This is a genomic window from Methylobacterium sp. E-065 (assembly GCF_022829605.1).
In the GTDB taxonomy this organism is placed as follows: Bacteria; Pseudomonadota; Alphaproteobacteria; order Rhizobiales; family Beijerinckiaceae; genus Methylobacterium.
The window spans coordinates 1-1852 of sequence record NZ_JAKSYD010000017.1; the positions used below are offsets into that span (position 1 = coordinate 1).

3 protein-coding genes are annotated in these 1852 nt (G+C 65.9%); all 3 read right to left on the reverse strand.

All coding sequences use genetic code 11. From position 1 onward, the window contains the following. Window positions 1–465, reverse strand: a 465-nt coding sequence (locus MKK84_RS01320; protein ID WP_243916235.1) for a sugar transferase, incomplete at its 3' end; no start/stop codon positions are given. An 892-nt stretch (window positions 466–1357) separates the two neighbouring features. After that, window positions 1358–1486 carry a hypothetical protein gene (locus MKK84_RS35350; RefSeq protein WP_279599308.1) on the reverse strand — a complete coding sequence of 43 codons (129 nt, stop codon included), beginning with the start codon at window positions 1484–1486 and terminating at the stop codon, window positions 1358–1360. A 158-nt stretch (window positions 1487–1644) separates the two neighbouring features. Continuing rightward, window positions 1645–1851, reverse strand: coding sequence for a hypothetical protein (locus tag MKK84_RS01325; protein ID WP_243916236.1), 207 nt, complete (start codon window positions 1849–1851; stop codon window positions 1645–1647). Window position 1852 lies beyond the last annotated feature (1 nt).

The window sequence follows — 1852 nt, forward strand, 5'->3', positions numbered from 1 at the left end:
GCGCGGATCGTTGCTGAGCTTGTGCGTGGCGGCCCATTCGGCCCGGGCCCGCGGGTCGGAGGCCAGATGGGCGGCCAGCACCGCCTCGCCGTCGGTGACCATGGAGCGGAACTTGAGGCAGCCGAAGGAGCGGCCGTCGCGGCCCAGGCGCATGTGGCGGAAGATCGGGGCGCGGCCGTCGCCGGCCCAGACCAGGAGGGCGATGAGCAGGAGGAGCGGCAGAAGCAGGAACAGGGCGGTGACGGCCACGCCGACATCGAGGCCGCGCTTGGCCGCCCAGTTCAGGCGCAGGCCGCGGACGACGAAGGGGGCGTCCGGCAGGACCAGGTCGCTGACCGCCTCGGCGGCGACGCTGACCTGACCGACGAGGTGGGCTGCAACCGGCTCGGCAACCTCCAGCTGCTCCGCGCGACGGTGCGCTGCAGCGAAGTCTGCGGAGGTAGCGGGCTCAGCACGAGTCAGCATGGTCTCAGCTCCTTTGGCGAGCCCAATGGCGAACATTAATGATTGGTTATTGCGATGCTCATAATCTGTTAACGCCGGCCTGGCAACCCGATTCTTAGGCCAATTTCACAGATGAGAGAAGACTTCGGCGGCGCGACTGATGTCGGTTAGGCTTCTTGCCGATGTAACGGAGCACCGATGCGGAAGTCCGCCCGGTATTTTCTACTGATCCGTTTTGTTTACCCGACTTGCAATCAGAGCAAGCGCACCCGTACGCTCTCGGCATTGCGCCGCATCGCGATAGGTCCAGATACCATCAATTAGCGCGCTCAATCGGCCCGCTCTGTGCGGTGCGGTCGTTTTCGCACAGCAACATGGGCACAAACGGTTGAGCGGCCGAAACCGTTGCAACCGGAATCGGAGGCGATCCTCAAGCCGCAAACCAATGTGGCGACGCGCGGCGTCGGGTTGCGAACCAGCGCGCTCGGCGCAGCCGATTGGCGAGTTCTTCCGTTCCGCGTTGCCGCAGATGAAAGGGCGCCCGACCGCGTCGGCGTGTCAGCGCGGGACACGATGGGCTTGGATAGCCGCTCCGTGCAGTCGCCTCCGAACGCCTTGATCCGCGCTGTCGAGGGACTGCCAACGGTCGGCCTCGCGCGGGGAACGCACCCGTCTGGCTCGACCCGGATGACGTATGGTCAACGCCATCACCGGTAAGGTGGCTGCCGAGGATCGACCCAGATACGCGGGGACCGTCAGAGTCTCATGGCTGAACCGCGGGACGAAAAGGAGACGCTCTGGAGATGTCCTGGGCCGCCACGGTGTCCGCCGCCTACGTCACCGGGTTCCTGGCGTTCTGGCACCGTGCTTCACGGCGCCGGTGATGCCGGACGACGCGTTTGAGGATCATCCTCTATCCGATGAGCCGGCCGACCAATCCAACGAGAACCCAACCTAGGAAGCCGACCCAGGCCACCACCACGAGCAGCACGGTCGTCAGGATCGCAGGCGTGCCGAAGCGGGCGAACGCACGGTGACCCAAACTGCGTCTCGATGCGGCGCCCCGCTCGTCGTTTTGAGACGGATCCATAGCCTCAACCCCCAGTTGCGGGTCGAGACGCAATCGCCTGTCCTGACCGCGGAGGGAAGGCACACGGCTTGCAAATAAGGTAAATGCGACGATCAGGCCGGACGTACGGCTCAGGTTTCACCGCGCATGGGCCGCATGAGGGCGCCGAGGAGGAAGCCGAGCTGCCCGCAGACCAGGAGGGCGAGGCCGCGCCGCATGCTCCCGCCGGTGCTGAGGTGGTGGACGTACACCCCGTAGGCCAGCTCGCCCGCCACAACCGGCAGGAACGCCAGCAGCCACCAAACCGAGCCGAACCGGCCCAGACCCAGCCCGAGCAGC